Genomic DNA, 19,742 nt, shown 5'->3' on the forward strand with positions numbered 1-19,742 from the left:
GTGCCAAAGCCATACCCCCAAGAGTTCCGCGACGACGTCGTGCGGGTTACCCGTGAGCGTGACCCCGGTGTGACGGTCGAGCAGATCGCGAAGGACTTCGGGGTCCATCCGATGACGTTGTTCAAGTGGCTGCGTCAGGCCGACGTCGACGCCGGTGCCAAGCCGGGTGTGACCCGCACCGAGTCGGCCGAGCTGCGGGAACTTCGACGACGGAACAAGCTGTTGGAGCAGGAGAATGAGGTCCTGCGTCGGGCTGCGGCGTACTTGTCGCAGGCGAACCTGCCGGGAAAAGGCTCTACCCGCTCGTGAGTGAGCTGGCCGCTGAGGGGATCCCCGTGGCGGTGACGTGCCGGGTATTGAACATCGCTCGTCAGCCCTACTACCGGTGGCTGGCCCGGCCCGTGACCGACACCGAGGTGATCCAGGCGTACCGGGCCAACGCCTTGGTCGACGCGCACCGCGACGACCCGGAGTTCGGCTACCGGTTCCTCGCTGACGAGGCCCGCGCCGGTGGGCAGCCGATGGCTGACCGGACCGCGTGGCGGATCTGCTCGGGTAACGGCTGGTGGAGCGCGTTCGGCAAGAAGCAGCGCGGCAAAGGGCGCAAGGTCGGCCCGCCGGTCCACGACGACCTGGTCCGCCGCGACTTCACCGCCCAGGGCCCGAACCGGCTGTGGTTGGCCGACATCACCGAGCACCACACCGGTGAGGGCAAGCTCTACCTGTGCGCGATCAAGGACGTCTGGTCCAACCGGATCGTCGGCTACAGCATCGACACCAGGATGAAGTCCTGCCTGGCCGTGGCCGCGCTCAACAACGCCGCCGCCCGACGCGGTGACCTGTCCGGCTGCGTACTCCACACCGACCGTGGGTCGCAATTTCGATCCAGAAAGTTCGTCCGGGCCCTCGATGGTTACCGGATGGTCGGATCGATGGGTCGGGTCGGCGCCGCCGGGGACAACGCGGCCATGGAGTCGTTCTTCGGCCTGCTGCAGAACAACGTCCTGGACCGGCACGCATGGCGTTCCCGCGAACAGCTACGGATCGCGATCGTGACCTGGATCGAACGGACCTACCACCGCCGCAGACGCCAACGCTCGCTGTCCCGATTGACCCCTATCGAGTTCGAGACCATCATGACCCCACCGGCCAGTCAGGCCGCGTGACTACACCTGTCACCAATCGGTGCAGCAAACCCAACCATACCCATGAGAGCATGGAGATCAGCCTCTCCGAAGAAGCTGACCCATCCGGGTGCCCCGCCGCGCCGAGGCCGGACGAATTCGTCCTGCGCTCGCCCAAGAGAGTTCAACGCCTTAGTCGTTTCGCCCATGATCGCATATGCCCAGGCTTCATTCGCGTGCAGCATCGCCACGGTGAGTGAGTCCTCCGCGTCCTGGGCGGCCAGCTGACCGAGCTGGAAGAACTTGAGTGCCTGCATTGTGTAGGACTGATGCAGGTGCAGACGCCCCAGTCGATACAGGACGTTTGCCACGAGCGACGGATTGTCGCACGCCTTCGCCTGCTCCAGGGCAATCGCAAAGTGTCGGCGCGAAGCGGAGAACAGTCCAACATCGAATGACGTCCAACCAGCCAGATTGTGCAGATCCGCTAGCGCACCGCGCAGCCGATGCCTAACCTCGTCGGAACTGTCGGAGGTTAGCAGCATCCGGGCGTAGTCAGCCTGGGCTACGACCGCGTCGCGACACGATCCGCCTCCGTGCCGGTAGTCGAGCGCCCGCAATACGCCAGTGATGTGTTCCAACTGGGTCACGTCCACACTGCCAACCTGATCGGGTACCGGGGTGATGGCGCGCTCGCACGGCTGCCACCAGCGCGAGGCTTCCTGGACGGAAACGCCCATCATGATGTTCGCCGCCTGCGACAGAAGTCGACGAACCTCGGCCATCTCGTCGGTCGTCGACACTGAGCCGACGAGGGCACCCTCCCAGGCTGACAGCGGCTCGGCGGCGTATGACAGGCCCATGTATCCGCGCGGGATCCCAAGCCCCTCCGCGATGCGGGCGAGAAGATCGTAAGCCATGACCCGGCGCCCCTTGATGATCTCGTAAACCTCCGATGGGGACTGGCCGGTCAACTGGGCAATCCGCCGTTGTGAGAACCCATGACGGCCCAGCCGCTGGTACACGGTGGCGAGATCGCGAATCCGCAGCGCGCCGCGCATGATCGGATGCTCCCAGGTAGCCGGGACCGGCACGGATCCTTCGGATCGCTCAAGATTCATGTGAACCCCAGGAGGCAGACAGGCGTGTGTGTTGCTGACAGTAACGCCTTGGCCTATGTGGACGGAACAGCTGTCTAGCGATCCTGCCTAGCCGGACCAGGCAGCCTACCGACTAGTGATTCTCATCGGACCGACGGCTTACCTGGCCGTCACGGATGGAGCGATTCTTCCTCGGCGCTCAGGTTCTCAACAGATCGCCACGGTATAGGAGCCGGACATGAATCACTCGCGTCTGCGTGGATTTCTCCACCTTCCTGGAAGGCGATGCCGTTGCGGGTTGCGATGGCCATGCCCCGACGCCAACGGCTGGGTGCCAGGCACGCCGATTCCCGACGGTTCCGATCCGCCATCGGTCGTTCCTGCAATCGCCTTCGGCCGGAAACAGCGACCGGCGAGTGAACGCGAATAATCGCGGAGCACGTCGCCAGTCGGCTCTCGTGGAATTGCACGGCATGCGGGAGTCCGTGGCCCTGTTCAACGGCCCGCACGACGCTGTCAGCCGAATTCACCGGGCAACGCACCACGCTGTGTCTATACCTGGCGAGCTGCTTCTACGAGGCCACACGGACGCTGCAGAACGGCACCAACGAGCCAGCAAGAACGTACGAACGCTTCCTGGGATGGATTCCCGCGATGACCAGTCGCGAAGAGCAATAGCCCGCGAAACCACCCGGCTGAACGTGCGAAGGTCAGTCGGCGGTCGGTTCCGGGTCGACGGTGAAGACGAGAATGGCGACGTCGTCCGTGCGGGGCTGCGGGCCGACGTTGGCGCGGACGATGTGGTCGAGCAGGCCACCGGGTTCGTGCGTCGGCGCGGACGAGACCGCGGCGCACAACTCGGCCAGTCCCCGGTCGACGGTGTAGCGGCGGTCCTCGATCAGGCCGTCGGTGTAGAGCACAAGGCTGCACCCGGCGGGCAGCGGCAGGGTGACATCGACGTACTCCGCGCGCCGGATCCCCAGCGGCGGTCCCGGCGTCAGCGGCAGCGGTCCGGCCGTCTCCCCGGCCCAGCAGACCGGCGGCGGGTGGCCGGCCAGGACCGCGGTCGCGGTGTGGTCGCGGAGGTGGACCTCGAGGTAGCAGCACGACGCCATCGCGTGCGGTTCGTAGCGCAGCAGCAGTTCGTTCGCCCGGCGCATGACGTCCGCCGGCCCGTACCCGTCGGCGGCGTACGCGCGCAGCGCGCTGCGCAGCTGCCCCATCGTCGCCGCGGCCTGGGAGCTGTGCCCGGCGACGTCACCGATGACGACCGCGGCCCGGCCTTCGTCGATCTGGATGACGTCGTACCAGTCGCCGCCGACGTCGGTGCTCCGCGTCCAGGGCAGGTAGCGCACCGCATGCCGGGCGCCGTCGAGGGTCGGCAGCGGGTCGGGCAGCAGCGCCTGCTGCAGGTCGGCGGCGATCGACCGCTGGGACTCGTACAGCAGGGCCCGCTGCAGGGCCTGAGCGGCCAGACGGCTGACCGCCATCAGGTTGGCGCGTTCGTCGTCGTCGAACCGGCGAGGCTCCCGGTACCCGATCACCAGGGTGCCGATGATCTGCCCGGCGGTGCTCAGGGGCAGGAACGCCCACGCGTTGCGGCCGCCGCCCGAGATCGCGTGCGCGGGGTCGGGTTGCGCCGCGGCGAACTCTTCCGGGGTACACAGGTAGCGCGGTTCGCCGGTGGCCGCGACCGTGGTGGCCGGGTAGGGGTGGGTCATCGGCAGCTCCCGCAGCTGCGCCACGACGTGGTCCTCGTATCCGGCGTGGTAGCGCAGGACCATCCGGCCCTGCTCGATCAGCAGGACCGCCAGACCGTGCCCCTGCGCGGACGGGCGCACCACGGTGCCCAGCGCGAGAAACACCTCCTCGGCGGTGCTCGCCGCGACCAGCGCGGCGGTGACGGCCTGCAACGCACCGGTCCAGTAGGCCGCCGACCGGGCCAGCGCCGCGCTGCGTTCGAGCTGCCGCTGGTAGTCGACCGACTCGGTGATGTCGCGGTACGACACCGCGACGATCCCGGCGCCGATCCGGACGGCCTTCAGCTCCCAGATCTGCGCCGTGCTCGGCGAGCTGACCTGCTGTTGCCACGTCTCGCCGGTCTCGGCGACCGCCTTCAGATACGGGAACAGGTGCACGTCGGCGGCGCCCGACGGCTGCTCGACGACGCGGCGGCCCACGAGTTCCTCGACGGTGTGCCCGGCGAGCTTGGCGCCGATCTGGTTGGTGTAGTCGCGGACGAAGTCGATGATCGCGCCGCACTCGTCGCGGACGGCGCGCAGCAGGGTGAACCCGTCGAACGCCGCGTCCAGGGCGTCGTACAGTCGCGCTCCGCCCTCGGTCTGCGACCCCATGGTCAGCTTGCTCAGGTCGACGAACCGGGCCACGAACCCGTCCCCGAACGGCACGAGGCGAACCTCGAAATGACCCGTCAGGTTCATCCGGTCGTAGTACACCGTCCGGGCCGCCGGGACCCGCTGCTGCACCACGTGCCGGTACAACGGCAGCGTGCCGTCGGTGACCGTCTCGGGCCACAGCTCCCGGTAGGTCCGGCCGATCAGCTCGTCGCGGGGCCGCCCCAGAAACTGGCATCCGGCCTCGTTGAGGTAGATGAGGGTGAAGTCCACGATGCCGCCGTCGGCGTCGCGTACCGCCGTCGCGAGCGCGCAACCGTGCGGATCCGCCTCGAGCAGCGCCACGACGTCCGCGGACGGATCCCCACCGGGCGCCTCGCCGCCCATCACCGGCCCCTGCAGCACATGCGCATCAGGGTAACCGGGCCGGCCCGGCGGGCGTCACGCTTCATCCCCTGACGCTCCGCCCGCTGCCCGGACGGGGGATTCCGTGGTCGCCCGGACGTCTCGTGCGCATCGCCGCCCGGCCGTTGCGCGGCCACGTACCATCGATACATTTCGATTCCTTGCTTCCCGACGCCGTGAACCGGAGGACCGCCATGGGCACCGTGGACCGCCGTACCTTCCTGAAGCTGGCCGGGGCGCCCGCGCTCGCCGCGGCGCTGGCGCCGGACCTGAGCAAGGCGCTGGCCATCCCGGCACACCGGCGCACCGGGTCGATCGCCGACGTCGAACACGTCATCATTCTGATGCAGGAGAACCGGTCCTTCGACCACTACTTCGGCACGCTGCGCGGGGTCCGCGGCTTCGCCGACCCGCACCCGGTCCAGCTGCCCTCCGGCAAGCCCGTCTGGCACCAGCCGACCCTCGACGGCGGCGAACTGCTGCCGTTCCGGCCCGACGTGCCCGACCTGGGGCAGACCTACCTGCCGGATCCGCCGCACGGCTGGACCGACGGGCACGCCGCCTGGCACGGTGGCCGCCACGACCGGTGGGTGCCGAGCAAGGGCGTCACCACGATGACCTACCACACCCGGGCCGACCTGCCCTATCAGTACGCCCTGGCGGACGCGTTCACGGTCTGCGACAACTACCACTGCTCGCTGCTGGGGCCCACCGACCCGAACCGCTACCACATGTGGACCGGCTGGGTCGGCAACGACGGCACCGGCGGCGGCCCGGTCGTCACCAACGCCCAGGCGGGCTACGACTGGACCACCTACCCGGAACGGCTGGAGCGGGCCGGGATCTCCTGGAAGATCTACCAGGACGTCGGCGACGGCCTGACCGCCGCGGGCAGGTGGGGATGGACCCAGGACCCGTTCATCGGCAACTACGGTGACAACTCGCTGCTCTACTTCAACAAGTATCGAAACGCTGCCCCGGGGACCCCGCTGGCAAACCGGGCCAAGACGGGCACGAACGTCAAGGCCCTGGGCCGCGACCCGGCGGCGCTACTGAGCGACTTCCGAGACGACGTACGGCAGGGCCGGCTGCCCGCCGTGTCCTGGATCGTCGCGCCCGAGGCGTACTCGGAACACCCGAACTGGGAGCCCGACTACGGCTCCTGGTACGTCTCCCAGGTCGTCGACATCCTCGCCGACCACCCCGAGGTGTGGAGCCGGATGGTCCTGTTCGTCACGTACGACGAGGAGGGCGGGTTCTTCGACCACCTGGTGCCGCCGACGCCGCCGCGCTCGGCCGCCGAGGGCGCCTCGACCGTCGCGGTCACCAACGAGATCTTCCCGGGCCGCCTCGGGCTGCCGGCCGGACCGTACGGGCTCGGGGTGCGGGTGCCCATGATCGTGGTGTCGCCGTGGAGCCGGGGTGGCTGGGTGAACTCGCGGCTGCTCGACCACACCTCGCTGATCCGGTTCCTGGAGGCCCGTTTCGCCGAGGGCCGCCCCGACCTGGTCGAATCCAACATCACCCCGTGGCGCCGGGCCGTGACCGGGGACCTCACCGGCGCCTTCGACTTCCGTACGCCGAACGAGGACCGCCCGTACCCGCTGCCGGACACCGACGACTTCAAACCCACCGAGCTGGTCCGGCGTCCCGACCAGGTGCCCGTGCCCCCCGCCGAGCAGCGGCTGCCCGAGCAGGAACAGGGGGTGCGCCCGGCCCGGGCCCTGCCGTACGCGCTGCGCGCCGACGCGGTCGCCGACGACCGGGTGCTGACCGTGACCATGGGCAACACCGGTGCCGCCGCCGCGGTGTTCCACGTCCGCTCCGCCGACCCCGGACAGGCGCCGCGCACCTACACCGTGGAGCCGGGCCGGGAACTCACCGGCACGTGGCCGGCCACGCTCGGGTACGACGTGTCCGTGCACGGGCCGAACGGCTTCTTCCGCAGCTTCACGGGCGGGCCGGCCGGCGACCCCGTGGTGATCAGCATGGGGTACGACGCGGACGCCGGCCTGGTGGCGCTACAGTTCCGCAACTCGGGGCCGGGCCGGGTCCGGCTGAGCGTGCGGGACGCGTTCCAGGACGGCCCGGCCGAGGTCACGGTCGACGGGGGCGAGTCGACCACCCGGCAGTGGACGGTGGCGCGCACCCACGGCTGGTACGACCTGGAGGTCACCGCCTCGGGGCATCCCGGGCTGACCCGCCGCTACGCCGGTCACCTGGAGAACGGCCGGGACAGCATCACCGATCCGGCCATGGGCGGCCTGCTCTGAGCATCATCGCGCCGTGGCTGCTGCCCCGGCCGGCGGGCACCTACCGCGCCCCGCGCGTGGGGACGCGGTAGGTGCCGCCGCCGTCAGACCGTGAACCGCGTGGTCAGCGTACGGATGGAACCGGCCAGTTCGGCCAGCTCCGCCGCCGCCACGCTGACCTGCTGGGCGTGCGCGGCCGCGGTCCCGGCCGCGCCGGCCACGTCGCCGATGACCGCGTTCATGTCGGACACCTGCCCGCTGGTGCTGGCGGTCCCGCTGGACAGCAGGTTCGTCGTGGTCTCCTGCTGCTCGACCGCGGCCGCGATCGTGATCTGGTAGTCGCTGATCTGGTTGATGACGGCGGTGATCCCGCCGATCGCCTCGACCGCCGAGCCGGTGTCCTCCTGAATAGCGGTGATCTTGGCGACGACCTCCGCGGTGGCATCGGCGGTCGCGTTCGCCAGCGTCTTCACCTCGGTGGCCACCACCGCGAAGCCCTTGCCCTGCTCGCCCGCACGGGCCGCCTCGATGGTGGCGTTGAGAGCCAGCAGGTTCGTCTGCTTGGCGATGGAGTCGATCAGCGCGATCACGTCGCTGATCTCGGCACTGGAGGCGCCGAGCCGGGAGACCGTGGCGCTGGCGGTGTCGGCGGCGGTGACCGCGTCGGCCGTGACCCGGGCGGCGTCCGCGGCGCTGCCGGCGATCTCGGCGATGGACGCGTGCATCTCCTCCGCACCGCTGGCCATGGTGCCGACCTGGACAGCGACCCCCTCGGCGGTGGCGTTCATGCGCGCGGCCTGCTGCGCGGTGTCCGCGGTGACGGTGCTGATCTCGGCGCTGGCGGCCTCCAGCTGGGCGCTGTTCGCGGCGACCGCCTCGGCGGCGGTGTGCAGCTGCTCGATGGCGTCCCGGTTGTTGGCCACGGCGGTGTCGACGGCGGCGGCCATGCGGGCCAGGTCGTCGTGACCGTCCAGGTCGATGCGCGCGGTGAGGTCACCCGCGGCGACCCGCTGCAAGGTGCGCCGGATCCGGCCGATCGCCGAGGAGATACGGCGCACGATGCGCCACGCCGTGACCGACAGCAACAGCAGGCCGATCGCGCCGACGATGCCGGTGGTGCGGGCCTGGGCGGCGGCCGCGGCGTTCACGTCGTCCACGTACACGCCGGAGCCGACGACCCAGCCCCATTTCGGGACGCCCTGCACATAGGACACCTTCGGCTGGGGGTCCTTCATGCCGGGCTTGGGCCAGTAGTACTCGACCACGCCCGCGCCGTCGGCCTTGACCACGTCGACCATCTCGACGAACAGGTGCTTGCCGGTCGGGTCCACGTTGCCGGTCAGGTCCTGACCGTTGAGTTCCGGCTTCACCGGGTGCATGACCATGCGCGGGGTCATGTCATTGATCCAGAGGTAGTTGTCGTCGGCGTAGCGCAGCGTCCGCACCGCGGCGATCGCCTGACTCTGCGCCTGCTCGCGGGTCAGCTCGCCGCTGGCCTCCTTGGCGAGGTAGCCGTCGACGACGCCGGCGGCGGCCTCGACGACGTGGCGGGTCTGCAGTTTGCGCTCGGCCATGAGGCTGTCGCGGGTCGTGGCGAGCGACGAGATCACCACGGCCACGATGCTCACCAGCGCAACCAGGACCATGACGGCCAGGCGTGCGGTCACACCGGGCTTCGCGAGCTGTCGTAGTCGCATCGTCACAGCGTTCATCGGGGGGTCTCCTTCGTACCCGGCGGCGCCGGGGCGGTCCGGTGGGGGGATGGGACCGGTCAGGTGCGCACGCCTGGTCGACGGTGCTGATAACGCAGCGTGCGGGCACGATCACGCCTATCGGAGGCCGCGCGCCGGAGCGGACGATTTCCCTCCGGGCGTTTCCGTGACGCCCAACACGGATCATGAACTGGCGCACCGGCCTGCCGACGGCCGCCCGCGAACGGCCCGGCCTCAGCTGGTGATCACGCCGGACCCCGCGGGGGGCGGGTTCAGCCGGGCCGGGCGGCGAGGACCCCCGCGGCGTGTTCCATCAGCGCGGACACCGCGGCGCCCGGATCGGCCGGGGCGGCGGGCAACGGTTCCGGGTCGAGGCAGCGTTCCAGCAGCAGCTCGACCACCCCGGCCCGGTCGAGTACGGCAGAAGCGTCGATCGCCCCGGGCAGGATCCGCACCTCGACCGTGTCCCGCACCGGTGTGTCGGTCAGCAGCTGGGTCAGGTTGACGTCGAAGAACTTGGTCAGGCCGCCCTCGGCCGCCGCCGCGCGCAGCTGCTCGTACGTCGGGGCGCCGTCGGCCGCGGCGACCAGGGCCGGTGGCAGCGGCGCGAGGCGGCGGCAGGCCGGGTTGGTCCCCAGCAGCGCGCGCAGCGGCTCCCGCCAGGACGCGAACAGCCGGACCAGGTTCGCCAGCGCGGGCGCCGACCGGAACGGCGCGCCGTCCACGTGCAGGTGGACGGCGGCCTCCCGGGGGACGGTGAAGCCGAGTTCGCGGGCCGGGCCGAGCAGCCGCTCCAGCGCGGCCCGGTGGTCGCCGGTCAGCGGCGGCGTCACGATCTCGCAGGGGCGTTCCCGCTCCCCGCCCAGCGGCGCCGCCAGCGCGATCGTCGCACCCGCCGGGTCGTCGAGCCGGTACACGTCGCCGTGCCGCTGCACCGGGGCATCCCACAGCCGCGCGGCCGCGTCCAGCGCGACCTCCAGGGTGCCGCCGGGATCGCTGTGCGCCGCGATCAGCCGGATCAGCCGCGGGTCGTCGCTGAGGATCCGGTACCAGCCGGGCCGGGCGGCGGCCCGCGGGTTCAGGTCGGCCAGCAGCGTGACGTCGTCCACGAGCGTGCACAGCGGCGCCCCGTCGGCGGTGCGCACCTCGAAGCCCTGGGTGAGGTGCAGGAACCGTCCCAGGCCGGGGACCAGGGACGGCTCGCTGTCGTGATGCCACACCGGGCGAACCGAGCCGCCGCACCGGCGGGCCAGGTCCCGGGCGAGGGTGCGCCGGCTGCGGCCCGGCGGGGCCATCAGCTCGATCTCGAACCCGGTTCGCCGGTGCAGCCGTGCGGTCACGGCTTGATCGGCAGGGTTTCGCCGGCCAGCAGCTTCTTGCCCGCCACGGCCTTCGCGTCGGACGGGCTGGCCAGGTGCCACAGCTTGGCCAGTTGCACCGCGTCGTCGTAGTCGTATCCGGCCGCGAAGAACGCGTCGTACTGCTTGGTGATCCTGGCGTCGGAGACGTTCTTCGGATCCGGCTTGATGGGCAGGTGCTGCCCCGCCAGTACCCGCTTGCCGGCGGCCACCTTGGCCGCGTACGGATCGGGCAGATGCCACAACTTGGCCAGCTGCACGGCGTCGTTGTAGTCGTAGCCCGCCCCGAAGTACGCGTCGAGCTGCTTCTGTTCCCTGCTGGGTGGCGTGGTGCTGACGGCACCGCCCGGGGTCGGTGGGAACGGCAGGGTCTGGCCCGCCAGCAGCCGCCGCCCGGCCTCGGCCTTGACCGTGCCGACGTCGGCCGTCGACTTCCACAGCTTGGCGAGTTTGACCGCGTCGTCGTAGTCGTAGCCGGCCGCGAAGTAGGCGTCGAACTCCCGCTGCAACTCCGCCTCGGACGGCACGGTGGAGGCCGATACCGACACCGACGGCGCGGCGGCGGGCATCACGACGCTCACCCCGTCGGCCGGGCGACCGGGCAGGAAGGTGGGCAGGTTGATCGCCCCAGCGATAAGGCCGGCGCCCAGTACCGCGCCGCCCGCGGCCTGGGCGCCCCGGCGGCGCCGCCGATACGTACGGGACAACTGCTGGACCCGGGCATAGACGGCCCCCGGGTCGGGGGTCGGGTGTTCGTGGGCCTCGAACGCCTCGCGCAGTTGCTCTTCAAGGTGGGTCACGACGCCTCCTGGGCGTGGATCATGTGGGGTCGCTCCGACGACAGCCGGAGGTTCTTCAGTGCCCTCGAGGCGTGGCTGCGCACCGTGGCCGGTGAGCAGCCGAGCAGTTCGGCGATCGCGTCGTCGTCCAGATGCTCGTAGTAGCGCAGCACGAGCACCGCGCGCTGTTTGCGCCCCAGCGTGGCCAGCCGGTGCCACAGCGCGTCGGCGTCCACCACGCCCTGGGCGTGGTCGGGTGCCGCGCCCCGGGCGTCGTCCAGCTCCGCCAGCCGTTCGCCGACGGCGTGCACGTTGCGCGCCGCCCAGCTACGCCGCCAGGAGAGGTACTCGTTGAGCACCATCCGGCGGACGTACGCCTCGGGCGAGTCGGCTCCGGTGATCCGACGCCACTTGACCTGGGCCCGGGCCAGCACCTCCTGCACGATGTCCTGGGCGAGGTCACGATCGCCGGTGAGGACGATCGCGTAGCGCAACAGGCTCGGTATCCGGGCTACGGCGAACTGCTCGAAGGTCACACCCATGAAGACGTACGGGGACCCGCAAGATGTGCACCCATGATCCAAGAATTTTCTCGCCGCCGCGGCGGCGAGGTCACCAGCCCCGGCTCACCACGGCATGGTTGAGGCGCTCCACCTGGCCGCTGATCGCCACCGCCGCCGCGCGGACGGTCTCCGCCGCCTGCACCGAGGCCTGGACCGACTCCGCGACCGAGCGCACCCCGCCGGACATCTGGGCGGTGGTGGCGGTCTGCTCCTCGACCGCCCCGGCGATCATCGTCTGCTGCTCGGCCACCCGGTCGATCAGCTCCACGATGCCCGCGATCGCGCCATCGACCTGCGAACTCTCGCCCTGAATGGCGTCGGCCATCGCGATGATCTGCTGGGTCGCCTCGGCGGTACGCGCGGCGAGATCCTTGACCTCACCCGCGACCACGGCGAAACCCTTGCCGCTCTCCCCGGCCCGGGCCGCCTCGATGGTCGCGTTGAGCGCCAGCAGCTTGGTCTGGTCGGCGATCGAGGTGATCAGGTTCGTGACGTCGCTGATCTGGCGGCTGGACTCCTGCAACCGGACCATCGTCTCGGCCGCGGTACGGGCCGACTCCACGGCCGCGCCGGTGTCGGCCGCCGCCGCGCTGACCCGGGTGGAGATCTCCCGGATGCTCTCGGTCAACTCAGCCGAGCCCTCCGAGATCAGCTGCGCCTGCTCGGCGGTCTCGCCGGAGGCGGTCGCCAGGTGGTCGCCGAGACCGTTGAGCGAGTGCACCGCACCGTCGAGGTCCGCGGCCAGCCCGGCCGTCACCCCCGCGGAGGACTCCCGGGCGGTGACGTCGTTCCAGGTCGCCACGTACCCGCCGCCGGGGATGCGGTCGACGACGACCTCGGCGTACACGTCGGTCTCGCCGCCCTCGACCTTGCGGGTCAGGGCGTACGGGAACTCGGTGACCTCTTTGACCACCTTCTTGAACGTGTCCCGCAGCGCCTGCAGCGCCGCCGGTCCCCGCTCGGCGACGACGCGGCCCATCAGCTTGCTACCGAGCTCGTTGCGCCAGACGACGTCACCGTTGTCGTCGACGACGATCACCACGGCCGGGACCGCCGCGAGCACCGCGCGCAGCGCGTCGGCGGAACCCACCAACGGGTGCACCGACTCGCTTTTCCCGAAAGACCCGAACCGCGCCACTGTCGCTCCCCACCTCGTGATCAGACAGGAAAACAATCGACCGGTCCGGAGCCGGGAACAGTATTTCCCGCCACATCGTTCAGACCGTTACGGTCCGTCACCGACGGCCGCGGGCTGCGCCGCGCCGGGTCGTCGCACTCCGTCAGCACGCCGCGCTCGGCGACTGCCCGCACCCGGCCGGGTGACGACGGCTCACGGTACCCGCTCCCAGCCCCGGCGGCTGGCGCGGGCGCCCAGCTGGGCGTCGCGGCTGCGGTAGACGATGTACGGGCGGGTGAGGTAACCCAGTGGCGCGGAGAACACGTGCACGAGCCGGCTGAACGGCCAGAACGCGAACAGCACCCACGCGCACAATGCGTGGATCCGGAACCCGATCGGAGCCTGCAGGATCAGGCTCGTGTCAGGGTGCAGCACGAAGATCGACCGGAACCACGGCGCGACGGTCAGCCGGTAGTCGTGCGGGTGCCCGGTGAGATTGCCCAGCACGGTGGTGCCCAGGCCGAGCACGATCGTGCCCACCAGCAGGACGTACATGATCTTGTCGTTGCGGGTGGTGGCGGAGAAGACCGGGCCGACCGTACGGCGGCGGTAGACCAGGATGGCGGCACCGGCGAGGGTGCAGAACCCGGCCACCGTCCCCAGGCTCACCGCGACGGCGTGGTACGCGGTCTCGCTCACCCCGGCCGCGTCGGTCCACGACTCCGGGATGAGCAGGCCACCGATGTGGCCCAGCGCCACCAGCAGGATGCCGAAGTGGAACAGCGGGCTGCCGACACGCAGCAGGCGCCGCTCGTAGAGCTGCGACGAGCGGGTGGTCCAGCCGAACTTGTCGTACCGGTAGCGCCACACGTGCCCCGCCACGAAGACCGTGATGGACACGTACGGAACGACCACCCAGAGCAGGACGTTCAGTGTGCTGTTCGGATCGGCACCGGCGGCGAGTGTCATCGGTCTGCTCCCAACGGCTGCGGCGCGGCGGGCGGCCTCGGGCCGGGCATGTACTCCGGGGGCGCGAACGCGGCCAGGCCGACCTGTTCCTCCGGCGGTCCCTCGGCGGCCAGGCGGGCGACCGCGGCGCGCAGGTCCGCGCCCAGCGGCGGCAGCGTCGTGGACACCGAGTCGAGCACGTCGGCCCATGGTGAAGCGGTATCGCGCAGCGCCAGGCGCAGCAGTTCCAGCCCGGCCCGGTGTTCGATCAGCAGCTCCGCCCCGGGCCGCGGGTCGGTGGCCGCGAACTCCAGCAACACCGCGAGGTGGTCGGGCAGTTCGTCATCGACCAGGTGCAGCCCGGCCGCCGAGTACGTCTGCTTGAGCCGTAGCAGCGCCATCCCGCGCTTGCGGGTGTCGCCGTGGGCGTAGTAGGTGAGGAACAGGCAGCACCGTCTGCGGTGGTCGAAGGTGCTCACGTAGTCGGCGGCGGCCTGGGCTGGGGCGGTGCGCCGCAGGTGGGCGACGAAGCGGCGCAGCGGCGCGCCCACCGGGTCGTCCAGGGTCGCGCCGGCCCGCTCCAGCAGGTCGAGGCGGGCGTACAGCTGCTCGTCGGGGTATCCGACCAGCAGCGACTGGGCCTGCCACGCCCGGGTGAGCGTGTCCGTCTTCATGACCCCTGCTCCGGTTTCGAGTCGTCGGGGCGGGGCGGGAACAGCCCCTCGGGGCGGCCCTTGCCGTCCCAGTTGAGCAGGTTGACCCGGCGGGCCTTGTCGCCCGGGTCGACGATGGTGTCGCCGGTCTGGCGCTCGCGCAGCATGTGGAAGTTCTCCACGGCGATGGGGGCGGCGCCGCCGGACGACTCGCCGAACGGGCCGGAGCCGCCCATGCCCGGACCGCCCTCGTAGTCCAGGCTGCACTCGGTGGCGAGTTCCTCCAGCTGGTGCGCCTGCTCGGCGTGCGCGGGCGGGATGACGTACCGCTCGTCGTACTTGGCCAGCGCCAGCAGCCGGTACATGTCGTACATCTGCTCGCCGGTCATGCCGACGGCCGTGGGGATGGACTCGTCGGCGTCGCGGCCCAGGTTGATGTCGCGCAGGTACGAGCGCATCGCGGCCAGCCGGCGCAGCACCGCGTCCACCGGGGCAGGGTCACCCGCGGTGAACAGCTGGGCCAGGTAGTCCACGGGGATGCGCAGCGCCTCGATCGCGGCGAACAGGTTGCCGGAGTCCTCGGCGTCGTACCCGGTGTCACGGACCACGTCCACGACCGGGGACAGCGGCGGGATGTACCAGACCATCGGCATGGTGCGGTATTCCGGGTGCAGCGGCAGCGCCACCCGGAACGTGTTGATCAGGGCGTACACCGGGGAGCGTTGCGCCGCGTCGATCCAGTCGCGGGGGATGCCGGCGCGCTCCGCCTCGGCGATCACCGCGGGATCGTGCGGGTCCAGGAAGACCTGGCGCTGCGCCTCGTACAGGCCGTGCTCGTCCGGGGTGGACGCGGCGGCCAGCACCCGGTCCGCGTCGTACAGGATCAGGCCGATGTAGCGCAGCCGCCCGACGCAGGTCTCGGAGCAGACCGTGGGAATGCCGACCTCGACGCGCGGGAAGCAGAACGTGCACTTCTCCGCCTTGCCGGTGCGGTGGTTGAAGTACACCTTCTTGTACGGGCAGCCGGTGACGCACATCCGCCAGCCACGGCACCGGTCCTGGTCGACCAGGACGATGCCGTCCTCGCTCCGCTTGTAGATCGCCCCGGACGGGCACGAGGCGGCGCAGGACGGGTTGAGGCAGTGCTCGCAGATGCGCGGCAGGTAGAACATGAACGTCTGCTGGAACTCGAACCTCACCTTGTCCGCGATCCCGGCCAGCAGGACGTCCTTGTCGCCGTGGTCCGGCGAGCCGCCGAGGTCGTCGTCCCAGTTCGCCGACCAGGAGATCTTCATGTCCTTGCCGGAGATCAGCGACTTCGGGCGGGCCACCGGGGTGTGTTCCTGCAGCGGGGCGTTCGTCAGCGTCTCGTAGTCGTACGTCCAGGGTTCGTAGTAGTCGCCGATCGCGGGCAGTTTCGGGTTGGCGAAGATGGTGAACAGCTTGCGGAACCGGCCGCCGTCCCGCAGGGCGAGCCGCCCGCGGCGGTTCAGTTTCCAGCCGCCGCGCCAGGTCTGCTGGTCCTCGTAGCGGCGCGGGTAGCCCTGCCCGGGACGGGTCTCCACGTTGTTGAACCAGACGTACTCGACTCCGGTGCGGTTGGTCCACGCCTGTTTGCAGGTGACCGAGCAGGTGTGGCACCCGATGCACTTGTCGAGGTTCATCACCATCGCCATCTGCGCCATGACCCGCATCAGTACTGCACCTCCTGCGCGCGGCGGCGGATCACGGTGACCTCGTCGCGCTGGTTGCCGGTGGGCCCGAGGTAGTTGAACGCGAACGACAGCTGGGCGTACCCGCCGACCAGGTGGGTGGGTTTGATCAGCAGCCGGGTCAGCGAGTTGTGGATGCCGCCGCGGCGCCCGTTGGTCTCGGTGCGGGGCACGTCGATGAGCCGGTCCTGGGCGTGGTGCATGTACACCGTGCCCTCGGGCATGCGGTGCGACACGACCGCGCGGGCGACGACGACGCCGTTGCGGTTGACCGCCTCGACCCAGTCGTTGTCCGCGACACCGATCTTCGCGGCGTCCTCCTTGGACATCCAGATGTTCTGACCGCCGCGCGAGAGCGACAGCATGAACAGGTTGTCCTGGTATTCGGAGTGGATCGACCACTTGTTGTGCGGGGTCAGGTACCGCACGGTGACGCCCAGTTCGCCGGTGTCGCCGACGGACGGCTCACCGAACAGCGCGTGCATGCTCAGCGGGGGCCGGTAGACCGGCAGCCCCTCCCCCAGTTCGGCCATCCAGTCGTGGTCGAGGTAGAAGCTCTGCCGCCCGGTCAGGGTGTGCCACGGCTTGAGCCGTTCGACGTTGATGACGAACGGTGAGTACCGGCGGCCGCCGGACTCCGAACCGGACCACTCCGGGGAGGTGATCACCGGCGTCGGCCGGGACTGGGTGTCCGCGAAGGTGATCTGCTTGCCCTCGTGCTCCGCGGCCAGGTCGGCCAGCTCGACCCCGGTCCGGCCTTCGAGGGTACGGAACCCCTGGGTGGCCAGGTGCCCGTTGGTGGTGCCGGACAGGGCCAGGATCGCCTCGCAGGCCTGCACGTCCCGGGCGATCGACGGGCGCCCGTCGGCGACCCCGCCGCGCACGGTGCCGTTCTTCTGCCGCAGGTACTCGATCTCGCGGCCGACCTCGAAAGTCACGCCCTTGGTGGTGGCGCCCAGGGTGTCCAGCAGCGGGCCGAGCGAGGTCATCTTCTGCGCGACGGCGGCGTAGTCGCGTTCCACCGGCACGAGTTTCGGCATGCTCACCCCGGGGACGGGCTCGGTCGCGCCGGTCTTCCAGTCCCGGACCCGGCCGTGCGGGTTGGCCAGTTCGTCCGGGGTGTCGTGCAGCAGCGGTGCCGCGACCACGTCGGTGCGGGTGCCCAGGTGGGTGGCGGCCAGCCGGGAGAACTCCCCGGCGATGGCCAGGAACGCGTCCCAGTCGGTGCGGGTCTGCCACGGCGGGGCGATGGCCGGGTTGAACGAGTGCACATACGGGTGCATGTCCGTGGTGTTCAGGTCGTGCTTCTCGTACCAGGTGGCGGCGGGCAGCACGACGTCGGAGTAGACCGTGGTGGAGGTCATCCGGAAGTCCAGCGACACCAGCAGGTCGAGCTTGCCGGTGGGTGCCTCGTCGTGCCACTTCACGTCGCGGGGGCGGGCGCCGGGTGGGGCTTCGTCGGCGCGCACGGCGTGGTCGGTGCCGAGCAGGTGGCGCAGGAAGTACTCGTTGCCCTTGGCGGAGGAGCCGAGCAGGTTGGCCCGCCACACCGTCAGGACCCGGGGGAAGTTCTCCTCCGCGTCCGGGTCCTCGCAGGCGAAGCGCAGCGTGCCGTCCTTGAGCAGGCCGACGATGTGGTCCGCGACCGGCACGCCGCCGGCCTTGGCCTCGTCGGCCAGATCCAGGGGGTTGCGGTTGAAGGTGGGGAACGACGGCATCCACCCCATCCGCGCCGAGGCGGCGATCAGGTCGGCGGTGGTCATGCCCGCGAACGCGCCGCCGTCGCTGCCGGTGGCCAGTGTGGCGGCGGAGAACGGGTCGTACCGGAACTGGTCCGTGTGCAGGTACCAGTACGCGGTCTGGATCATCTGGCGGCCGGGGCGGGACCAGTCCGCGGCCGTGCCGAGCACGCTGTAGCCGGTGATCGGGCGGACCTTCTCCTGGCCCACGTAGTGCGCCCAGCCGCCCCCGTTGACCCCTTGGCAGCCGGTCAGGGTGGTCAGCGCCAGGAAGGACCGGTAGATGGTGTCGGAGTGGAACCAGTGGTTCGTCCCCGCCCCCATGATGATCATGGACCGGCCGCGGGACTCCTCGGCGTTGGCCGCGAACTCCCGGGCGATGCGCGCCGCCGCGGGCCCCGGCACGCCGGTGATCGCCTCCTGCCACGCCGGGGTGTACGGCTGCTCCGCGTCGTCGTACCCGGACGGCCACTGGCCGGGCAGATCGCCGCGGCGCACGCCGTACTGGGCCAGCAGCAGGTCGAAGACCGTGGTCACGAGCCGTCCCGCGACCCGGCGCACGGGTACACCGCGGCGCATCGGCCGGGCGTCCCCCGCCGGGGTGTCGAAGCGCGGCAGCAGCACCTCGACCGGAGGCTCGTCGCCGCCGTCCGCGCTGAGCAGCGGGCTCACTCCGGACAGGTCCAGGTTCCAGCGGCCCCGACCGGACTCGCCGTACCGGAAGCCGAGCGAGCCGTTGGGGACGGTCGGGGTCCCGTCGGCGCCGAGCAGCACGGTCTTGAACGCGGCATGCTCGACGTCGGCGTGGGAGTCCAGGTCGGCGGCGGTGAGCATCTTGCCCGGCCGGTAGGCACCGTCGGCCTCGTCCAGGGTCACCAGGAACGGCAGGTCGGTGAAGCGGGTGACGTAGTCGGTGAAGTACCCGACCTGCCGGTCGACGAAGAACTCCTTCAGCACGACGTGGCCCATGGCCATCGCCAGCGCGCCGTCCGTGCCCGGCTGGGCCGGTAGCCATTCGTCGGCGAACTTGACGTTGTCCGCGTAGTCCGGGGCCACCGCGATGACCTTCTGACCCCGGTAGCGGGCCTCGGCCATCCAGTGCGCGTCCGGGGTGCGGGTCACCGGCAGGTTCGAGCCCCACATGATCAGGTAGCCGGCGTCCCACCAGTCGCCGGACTCCGGCACGTCGGTCTGGTCGCCGAACATCTGCGGGGAGGCCACCGGCAGGTCCGCGTACCAGTCGTAGAACGACAGCATGGCGCCGCCGACGAGGTTGTAGAACCGGGCCCCGGCGGCGTGCGACACCATCGACATGGCCGGGATCGGCGAGAACCCGGCCAGCCGGTCCGGGCCGTACGCCTTGATGGTGTGCACGTGCGCGGCGGCGATCAGCTCCGTCGCCTCGGCCCAGGTGGCCCGTACCAGGCCACCCTTGCCCCGGACGGACTTGTAGCCGCGGGCGAGCTGCGGATCGGAGACGATCTCGGCCCAGGCGGCGACCGGGTCGCCGTCGTGGCGGGCCTTGGCGGCCCGGAACAGCTCCAGCAGCACACCCCGCACGTACGGGTAGCGCACCCGGGTCGGCGAGTACGTGTACCAGGAGAAGGCGGCGCCGCGCGGGCAGCCGCGCGGCTCGTACTCGGGGCGGTCGGGGCCAACGCTCGGGTAGTCGGTCTGCTGGGCCTCCCAGGTGATGATGCCGTCCTTGACGTACACCTTCCAGGAGCACGAGCCGGTGCAGTTGACCCCGTGGGTGGAACGGACCACCTTGTCGTGCGACCAGCGGTCCCGATAGAACGTGTCCGCCTGCCGCCCACCCACCTGGTAGAGCGCCCGCCGGTCGGGCGAGACCTGACCGCGGGTGAAGAAGCGCCGCGTCGCCACGAGCGCGTCGGTCAGGGGGTCGTCCAGCCCCGCGGTCTTCGC

At 70.7% G+C, this 19,742-nt stretch carries 13 protein-coding genes; 2 read left to right on the top strand and 11 right to left on the bottom strand.

Going from position 1 to position 19,742, the window contains the following annotated elements; all coding sequences use genetic code 11:
• Positions 1-1,166, top strand: a protein-coding gene (locus ACMCNO_RS18735; protein ID WP_412747766.1) for an IS3 family transposase whose coding sequence is annotated in 2 segments (ribosomal slippage) — positions 1-285 and positions 288-1,166 — 1,164 coding nt in all. Because the reading frame shifts where the segments join, the coding sequence is not laid out codon by codon here.
• Here ACMCNO_RS18735 and ACMCNO_RS18740 read toward each other — a convergent pair.
• Both ACMCNO_RS18740 and ACMCNO_RS18745 read right to left on the bottom strand, forming a co-directional pair.
• Positions 1,154-2,185: a helix-turn-helix domain-containing protein gene (locus ACMCNO_RS18740; protein ID WP_412750735.1), complete on the bottom strand. Its 1,032-nt coding sequence runs from the start codon at positions 2,183-2,185 to the stop codon at positions 1,154-1,156. The genes ACMCNO_RS18735 and ACMCNO_RS18740 overlap by 13 nt on opposite strands.
• 749 nt (positions 2,186-2,934) lie before the next feature.
• Positions 2,935-4,983, bottom strand: coding sequence for a SpoIIE family protein phosphatase (locus ACMCNO_RS18745; protein WP_412750736.1), 2,049 nt, complete (start codon positions 4,981-4,983; stop codon positions 2,935-2,937).
• Positions 4,984-5,177: 194 nt separating this feature from the next.
• Between ACMCNO_RS18745 and ACMCNO_RS18750 the strand changes: the two genes are divergently transcribed.
• Positions 5,178-7,256: a phosphocholine-specific phospholipase C gene (locus ACMCNO_RS18750; RefSeq protein ID WP_412750737.1), complete on the top strand. Its 2,079-nt coding sequence runs from the start codon at positions 5,178-5,180 to the stop codon at positions 7,254-7,256.
• A gap of 83 nt (positions 7,257-7,339) precedes the next feature.
• Here ACMCNO_RS18750 and ACMCNO_RS18755 read toward each other — a convergent pair whose 3' ends face one another.
• The 9 genes from ACMCNO_RS18755 to ACMCNO_RS18795 all read right to left on the bottom strand — a co-directional run bounded on the left by ACMCNO_RS18755 (position 7,340) and on the right by ACMCNO_RS18795 (position 19,727).
• On the bottom strand, positions 7,340-8,947 hold the full coding sequence (locus ACMCNO_RS18755; RefSeq protein ID WP_412750738.1) for a cache domain-containing protein: 1,608 nt from the start codon (positions 8,945-8,947) through the stop codon (positions 7,340-7,342).
• Between the two features lie 272 nt (positions 8,948-9,219).
• Positions 9,220-10,287, bottom strand: coding sequence for an amidoligase family protein (locus ACMCNO_RS18760; protein WP_412750739.1), 1,068 nt, complete (start codon positions 10,285-10,287; stop codon positions 9,220-9,222).
• On the bottom strand, positions 10,284-11,105 hold the full coding sequence (locus ACMCNO_RS18765; protein WP_412750740.1) for a hypothetical protein: 822 nt from the start codon (positions 11,103-11,105) through the stop codon (positions 10,284-10,286). The genes ACMCNO_RS18760 and ACMCNO_RS18765 overlap by 4 nt, the downstream gene beginning before the upstream one ends.
• Positions 11,102-11,626: a SigE family RNA polymerase sigma factor gene (locus tag ACMCNO_RS18770; protein WP_412750741.1), complete on the bottom strand. Its 525-nt coding sequence runs from the start codon at positions 11,624-11,626 to the stop codon at positions 11,102-11,104. The genes ACMCNO_RS18765 and ACMCNO_RS18770 overlap by 4 nt, the downstream gene beginning before the upstream one ends.
• Before the next feature lie 70 nt (positions 11,627-11,696).
• Positions 11,697-12,749 (bottom strand): methyl-accepting chemotaxis protein, encoded by a 1,053-nt coding sequence (locus ACMCNO_RS18775; RefSeq protein WP_412750742.1) that lies wholly within the window; start codon positions 12,747-12,749, stop codon positions 11,697-11,699.
• A gap of 228 nt (positions 12,750-12,977) precedes the next feature.
• A complete protein-coding gene (gene narI, locus ACMCNO_RS18780; RefSeq protein ID WP_412750743.1) occupies positions 12,978-13,733 on the bottom strand; it encodes a respiratory nitrate reductase subunit gamma in 756 nt (251 codons plus the stop codon).
• Positions 13,730-14,386, bottom strand: a complete 657-nt coding sequence (gene narJ, locus ACMCNO_RS18785) for a nitrate reductase molybdenum cofactor assembly chaperone (RefSeq protein WP_412750744.1) — start codon at positions 14,384-14,386, stop codon at positions 13,730-13,732. The genes narI and narJ overlap by 4 nt, the downstream gene beginning before the upstream one ends.
• Positions 14,383-16,059 carry a nitrate reductase subunit beta gene (narH, locus tag ACMCNO_RS18790; RefSeq protein WP_412750745.1) on the bottom strand — a complete coding sequence of 559 codons (1,677 nt, stop codon included), beginning with the start codon at positions 16,057-16,059 and terminating at the stop codon, positions 14,383-14,385. Before narH ends, narJ begins: the two co-directional genes overlap by 4 nt.
• Positions 16,059-19,727, bottom strand: coding sequence for a nitrate reductase subunit alpha (locus ACMCNO_RS18795; protein WP_412753747.1), 3,669 nt, complete (start codon positions 19,725-19,727; stop codon positions 16,059-16,061). The genes narH and ACMCNO_RS18795 overlap by 1 nt, the downstream gene beginning before the upstream one ends.
• Positions 19,728-19,742: the final 15 nt, after the last annotated feature.

Origin of the sequence: Krasilnikovia sp. M28-CT-15, assembly GCF_047159595.1 — a bacterium.
In the GTDB taxonomy this organism is placed as follows: domain Bacteria; phylum Actinomycetota; class Actinomycetes; order Mycobacteriales; family Micromonosporaceae; genus Actinoplanes.

Coding starts and splice junctions, on each gene's coding strand:
- ACMCNO_RS18740 (WP_412750735.1), bottom strand. CDS start 2,185: ATGCGCGGCGCGCTGCGGATTCGCGATCTCGCCACCGTGTACCAGCGG.
- ACMCNO_RS18750 (WP_412750737.1), top strand. CDS start 5,178: ATGGGCACCGTGGACCGCCGTACCTTCCTGAAGCTGGCCGGGGCGCCC.
- ACMCNO_RS18755 (WP_412750738.1), bottom strand. CDS start 8,947: ATGAACGCTGTGACGATGCGACTACGACAGCTCGCGAAGCCCGGTGTG.
- ACMCNO_RS18770 (WP_412750741.1), bottom strand. CDS start 11,626: ATGGGTGTGACCTTCGAGCAGTTCGCCGTAGCCCGGATACCGAGCCTG.
- narI (WP_412750743.1), bottom strand. CDS start 13,733: ATGACACTCGCCGCCGGTGCCGATCCGAACAGCACACTGAACGTCCTG.
- narJ (WP_412750744.1), bottom strand. CDS start 14,386: ATGAAGACGGACACGCTCACCCGGGCGTGGCAGGCCCAGTCGCTGCTG.
- narH (WP_412750745.1), bottom strand. CDS start 16,059: ATGCGGGTCATGGCGCAGATGGCGATGGTGATGAACCTCGACAAGTGC.